Consider the following 6,170-nt stretch of genomic DNA (forward strand, 5'->3'; position numbering starts at 1 on the left):
CTATATTTGAAAACTACAACCCGTTAGTCAGTCGGGTATCTCTGTTTTAAGCCAGCATACACTTTATCGCTGTAGTCACTTAGACTAATATCAAGACTGTTTAACACATCAACTAAATGTTCATTATCCTCACGGCCGTTCCATACTTTTTGGTAAGTGCCTGCTTTGTAACCATGATCTTGACGGAAGAAGTTCAACACGTTTTTGCCTACGTATTGGCGATACAATTCATCAGCGTCCATTTCTGCTTGTTCGACTATTTTCAGAAATAAAGGCACATCGAAACGTTTAGCAGCGCATAGGCCAGCCATGAGTTCTAAGTTGTCGAGAATGTCTTGTTCAGTAAACAAATAGTCTTTGCCATCAAAGGTTACTTGGCTGCGGTTCGAAGCAAGTTGTTCGGCGATAGTGTTGGCTGATTGTTGAATGTCACCTTTAAAACCAATAATGATGTCTGATAAGGCAAAGTGCCAAATATCAACCAGTTCCATTTGTAACTGGGGTAAATCTTTTTGTTGGGCTTTCCACCATTTCCAACCGTGATGCTCAATGCCTTCAACTGACTCAATCATGGCCGCACGTAAATACGCATAACCGGCGTTAAGCCAGTCAGGATTAACTTTTTTGTTCATGCCGTCTTGCAGAGATAACATAGTGGCGAGTTGGGTTGAGCTGAGCATAGTGGTGTTTGTCCTTTGATGTTTGTATTTGTTTTCTGAGATAGCAGTTAACTAGCAAGCATCAATAATATAGGGGCAATACAATCTTAACTAGCTGTTTTTGAGTCAATTTCAGTTAGATTTATTAGTGTGCCTTCATTGAGTGAGTAAATGTGCTGTGCCTTGTTAATCGTTTCTTGCCTGTGAGCAATCATAATGCGTGTCATGGGTAAATGTTGAATTTGTTCACTAATTTTTGTTTCGTTGTCTTTGTCTAAATGGCTGGTGGCTTCATCCATAAATAACACACAGGGTGATTGGTATAACGCTCGCGCTAACAATAAACGTTGCACTTGACCACCTGATAAATTAGAGCCCATATCACCCACTAATGAGTTATATCCCATGGTCATTTTGTTAATATCATCATGGATCGCCGCCATGTGTGCGCATTGTTCAATTTTTAAATAATTGGGTTGTGGGTCAAAAAAGCTAATATTATCCGCTATAGAACCCGCTAAAAGTGTGTCGTCCTGTATGACTGCTGCTATTTTCCGACGATAATTTTTAAGTCCTAGGTGCGTAATATCTTTACCGTCCAATAACACTTTTCCTGATGAAGGTTGAAGCAATCCCAACATGATTTTCATTAAGGTTGTTTTACCTGATCCCGATGGACCCGTTATGGCAATAGAGTCGCCCCCATTCAAGTGTAAATTTACATTGTTTAAGATAGGAGCCTGATCATCGCTGTAACTAAAGCAGATATTTTCTAAGGTTAATTGCCCTTTTGATTCGTCGTCTTCCCGGTTTGAAACTACCCCTTCTCGGTTAGCCTCTTGCTCTGTTAAAGCAATATCAGCAATACGATCTAAATGTAAGCGCATCATTTTAAATTGGATAATTTGTTCTATTAAATTAGTAAAGCGGCTGGTCAATTGACCTTTATAGGCAATAAACGCCAATACCATACCTACGGTTAAACTATTTGCCATGACCATAATTGCGGCAAAATAAATCACTAATACATTTTCTAAGCCAAATAAGAGTTTATTAAACGAATCAAAGCTAATATTTAAGCGGCCTAAACGGATTTCGCTATTAATGACTTCAGCATAACGATTTTGCCATATGCTTTGCCTTTGGGACTCATTGCCAAAAAGCTTTATGGTTTGCATACCACGAATATTCTCTAAAAAATTTGATTGCTCTTTGGCTGAGCTTTGGATCATTTCTTCAGTGGCTTGATGCAATGGACGGTAGAGTGCTAAACGCACAATGGTATACAACGCTATTGCAACAAGTACCACAGCAGTCAATTTTAGGGAATACAAAGCCATCATGATTAAAACAGTAATAGCCATTATTCCATCTACAAGAGTTTCAACAAAACCCGTGGTAATACGCTCACGTATATGCCCCAATGAGCCAAAACGAGAAACAATGTCACCAATATGTCGGGACTCAAAATAATTCATAGGTAAACGTAATAAATGCCTGAGTAAGTTAACACCCATCTGCATATTAAGTAGGCTAGATAGCCGCAAAATCAACCAACTTCTTACCGCGTTAGTTACCACTGAAATAATACAAATTAAGGCAAAACCAATAGCGAGTACCGTTAGCAAAGGTTTATCAAAACCAATCAGTACTTCGTCGACTACCCATTGCATATAATAAGGCGCCATCAGAGCAAACAGTTGTAAAACGATAGATAAACCTACCAACTTTATAAGCCCTGATTTTAAACCTGACATTGAACTCCACAATTGGGTGAATTTCATTTGGGCTTGTTCTTGTTTTATTTCAAACTTACTAGTTGGGGTAAGTTCGAGGCAAATTCCAGTGAAGTGTTTACTAAAGGCTTCAGCAGATAATGTAATTTTACCCACTGCGGGATCATTTACATAGAATTTTGCCGACTTTCCTTTTCCTGACACTTGGGTCAGCACAACAAAATGATTTAAATCCCAATGTAAAATGCACGGTGTTGCTAGTTTGTGTATTTCATCCATAGGGCATTGTAAGGCGCGACTTGCTAACCCTAAACTGTCACCTAAATCGATTAATTGTTGAAGATCCATGCCCTTTAAGTTGGCAGAGAAACGCTTGCGCATAGCAGGCATATCGAGTGTATGGCCATAAAAACTAGCAACCATTGCCACGGATGCTAAACCACATTCAGCTATTTCAGATTGTAAGATTAACGGAACTGATTGTGCCATTGAAAAATTCAATAGATTGGTTTGGCTGGAAATCATTTGAATATTTGATCACTTAAACCTATTTGCGGACATTCATTAAAAATAGCTGGGTAAAGGCATGCCATAAGCAATAGTATTTCTCTTTCTGTTTGACAATTAAATACATTATTTTTTGCAATGAATATGCAATACACACACTTCCTTTTTTTACTTCTTAGGATAGCCATTCTCATTTTTTTCTAAAATATGCAAAATCAATCAATGTGCCAACCACGACGAGCAATATAATCCACATTATGGGGATGCCAAACACACTTGCTCCTATTCCAATTGCCACTAGCGTTAATGTTATAAGGTTATTTTTCATCAGTTCTTAAACCACAGGTAAAGTTTTTATTCATAATTTTTTAAAGGAAAATATCGTGTTGTCAAATGTTCGTGGGAGCTGTTATAAAACAACAGTCCACCTAGGGATATAATACCCAAAATAGTAAGAGAAAATTTAAAGAATAGCAGCGCCATAGTACATAAAAAGATAGGTACGCTGTAAGAATAAAAATGATTTACTTCTATTGTTTTCCTACAACTCAAACAGGTTGAACCTGAGCTTAGTTCACCTATATCGACACTTTTATTGTTACAATTAGGACATGTTCTTAATACTCTAGTCATATTTAACGTCTCTATTTTTTATTAAGTAAATTAAGAGCCTCTAGTTTGTGTAATTTATAATAAAAGGAGGCAAGTAACCCTGCAATCCCAAACAGTATTATAAGCTTTATCCAATAGGAAAAAGCATCACTCATGAGCGCAAATGAAAAAGTTAATATCTCCAATGCATACCATATATATGTTTTGCGAATACTAGACATTATTTTTATCACCTCTATCTTTATTAATTCAATAACATTAGTTAATGCAATGAAAACTAAACTGATGTTAAAAGGGAAAACAGTCAACATCTACAACATTACTTAGCTATCTAAGTGGTCGGAGAACAACAGTATTAAGATAACGTATGTTTATATACTTCATCCGCATCGCCCCTTAATTTGTCACAATATGGGTATTTTCTATTAGTTTTTTTTGCTCTTTGTATTAATACTAATAAAAAATTAAAGTTATCAAGGAAATCCTTTTCCTTGTTCTCTTTAGTCGTCTTTCTTTGTAGGTTTAGGGCCATATGCTTCTGCTGCACTATAAACAGCCACTATAGTCCCAACTCTAGATATAACCCAAGCACCTAGAGTGCGCGCTGCAGCATGTCCAGCTATTGCAACCGCAACCCCAATAAGTGGTACAACCCCACCATTTACTTCTTTTATCTCACTTAAGTTTAATTCACGCATAATGTTATACTCCAAATATCTAACCTTTCTTTAAATAAAGAGTGTTGGGTTGTTAATTTGCCAACTCAATATGAGTTGACGATTAATACGGCTGACTTTAGTTGTTCTCGCTAAAGGTTGACTAAAGTCGGCCACTCTATTTTCCAAAAAGGTGATTGGTTTTAATTCATCACCTCATCAGAAAAATTCTTTTAATGAATTAACTCACTCTGCCTCTTAAGCTATATATAGGCTCAAGTAACCATTCGATTAAGGTGCGTTGCTCTAACATAATATCGGCCTCAAACAACATACCGCTTTTTAAATTGAACGCTTTGCCGAAGGCTAACATTTGCTGTTGGTTTAGTTTGGCGCGCAAACGGTAAACCGGCTCTTGTAGGGCGATAGGCAATTGGATTTCGTTTGGGTTAATTAATGCCTGATCGATACGGGTTATTTGACTTTCGATAAAACCAAAACGTTGATAGGGAAAGGCATCAAAGCGTAAACGGGTAGTATTGCCTACTTGCACAAAACCCGCTGAGCGTGTGGGTAGTAATAATTCGGCAATCAGCTCTGAGCCTTGGGGCAGAATATGCAGTAACGGTTTCGTTGCGCTGAGTGTTTCGCCTTCCACAACTTGTATGCTGGTGACAATTCCGCTATTGCTGGCGGTAACTGTATATTGGTGATTACTGTTTACTTGCGCTAATTGTCGCTGGAGGTCGGCTTGTTGACGTTTAAGGTTGTTGATCCGCAATGCATATTGCTGGGGAATATTGGTTTGGTTAAAAGCCACTTGGTTTGAGTCGTTTTCTTGTTGTAACAATAATCGTGCAATATTTTGTTTTTCTTGTTTGGCTTCAAGCAGTGCTTGTTGTTGCTGGTCTTTTTCTACGCTTGTAACAAACCCTTGTTGGTTAAGTTGTTTTAATTGCTTTTTTTGCGCTTCTAAAATAGTGAGCTTTTCGTTGGCTAATTGGTATTGACTTTTAAGTGCCCAGCGCTGCTTTTTTAGGGCTTGTTATTGATCATCTAGATTGGCGATTTCTTGCTGTCTAAGTTGTTGATGTTGTTTGATTTCATCATCTAGCAGCTGTGTTTGCTGATGCAATTGCGCAATTAATTGGGTGCTTAAATCAATGCCTTGGCTATTGTTTTGTTTTATCACGATAGTGGCCAGTGATTGGCCTTTGCTTACCTTGTCACCTTCTTGCACCCAAAGTTTTTCGATAGTGCCACCTTGGTTGGCAAAGCTTTTGACCATGCCTTTATTAGGCATTAAAAAACCACGTACGGTTTCTTTGCGGGAATACTCAGCACTAAAAATAAACGCCACAATTGCCATAGCAACTGTTACTAAAATGAGTACAGTTAGCTTGATAGATAAAGGCTGGGCTAGTGTGATTACACCTGTTAATCGTTCACCTTGGTGGGCGATTGCTTCTTTTCTGAATAACGACATTTCAGTTCCGTGAAATAATTCAGGCGAAGAAAACTACACTAACTAAATTGAACTTTCAAGGTCTTTTTTTTACTCCATAAATAAATAAATAAATAAATAAATAAATAAATAAATAAATAAATAAATAAATAAATAAATAAATAAATAAATGGGTTAATGGTTAATAAAAGTGGTAAAAAACATCCAAATGTTTATTTTTGAAACATATTTTTAAATGCTTGAATAAGACTGATGCGTTGTTGTTCGGTTTGTTCTTTAATCGCTTTACCTTGGTAGCCTTTGGCAACTATGGCTTTGACATCGACTTTTGCTGCCGCCTCATAGGCCTGCCAAATATACTCGGAATTTTTGTATTCGCTGTTTTCAAAGGTGGTTCTGCCTCTGGCATCGGCCTTACAGCTCAGTAAAAAATCGGCAAATCTTTGCGGCTTGCGCCATACGTCACAGCGATTCAACATGCCTAAAATAGTACTGGCTTTGAGTTCGAAGGCTTGATGAATATGCGTGTGATATT

General features: G+C 37.5%; 5 protein-coding genes and 1 pseudogene. All 6 read right to left on the bottom strand.

Features of this window, described 5'->3' with window-relative positions; translation table 11 throughout:
- Positions 1–23 precede the first annotated feature (23 nt).
- Positions 24–680: a dUTP diphosphatase gene (locus tag QZ488_RS13570; protein ID WP_293749597.1), complete on the bottom strand. Its 657-nt coding sequence runs from the start codon at positions 678–680 to the stop codon at positions 24–26.
- 86 nt (positions 681–766) lie between these two features.
- Positions 767–2,884: a peptidase domain-containing ABC transporter gene (locus QZ488_RS13575; RefSeq protein WP_293749599.1), complete on the bottom strand. Its 2,118-nt coding sequence runs from the start codon at positions 2,882–2,884 to the stop codon at positions 767–769.
- Between the two features lie 1,130 nt (positions 2,885–4,014).
- Positions 4,015–4,212: a class IIb bacteriocin, lactobin A/cerein 7B family gene (locus QZ488_RS13580; RefSeq protein WP_293749601.1), complete on the bottom strand. Its 198-nt coding sequence runs from the start codon at positions 4,210–4,212 to the stop codon at positions 4,015–4,017.
- 199 nt (positions 4,213–4,411) lie between these two features.
- Positions 4,412–5,149 (bottom strand): HlyD family efflux transporter periplasmic adaptor subunit, encoded by a 738-nt coding sequence (locus QZ488_RS13585; protein ID WP_293749612.1) that lies wholly within the window; start codon positions 5,147–5,149, stop codon positions 4,412–4,414.
- A gap of 66 nt (positions 5,150–5,215) precedes the next feature.
- Positions 5,216–5,656 (bottom strand): hypothetical protein, encoded by a 441-nt coding sequence (locus tag QZ488_RS13590; RefSeq protein ID WP_293749606.1) that lies wholly within the window; start codon positions 5,654–5,656, stop codon positions 5,216–5,218.
- A gap of 191 nt (positions 5,657–5,847) precedes the next feature.
- Positions 5,848–6,170: pseudogene (gene cca, locus QZ488_RS13595) on the bottom strand (multifunctional CCA tRNA nucleotidyl transferase/2'3'-cyclic phosphodiesterase/2'nucleotidase/phosphatase); the annotation flags it as partial.

The organism is uncultured Paraglaciecola sp. (assembly GCF_913020055.1).
Lineage (GTDB): Bacteria > Pseudomonadota > Gammaproteobacteria > Enterobacterales > Alteromonadaceae > Paraglaciecola.

What these genes read in the sequence shown, in the direction of transcription:
- QZ488_RS13570 (WP_293749597.1), bottom strand. Translation starts at nt 680, where the DNA reads ATGCTCAGCTCAACCCAACTCGCCACTATGTTATCTCTGCAAGACGGC.
- QZ488_RS13575 (WP_293749599.1), bottom strand. Translation starts at nt 2,884, where the DNA reads ATGGCACAATCAGTTCCGTTAATCTTACAATCTGAAATAGCTGAATGT.
- QZ488_RS13580 (WP_293749601.1), bottom strand. Translation starts at nt 4,212, where the DNA reads ATGCGTGAATTAAACTTAAGTGAGATAAAAGAAGTAAATGGTGGGGTT.
- QZ488_RS13590 (WP_293749606.1), bottom strand. Translation starts at nt 5,656, where the DNA reads ATGTCGTTATTCAGAAAAGAAGCAATCGCCCACCAAGGTGAACGATTA.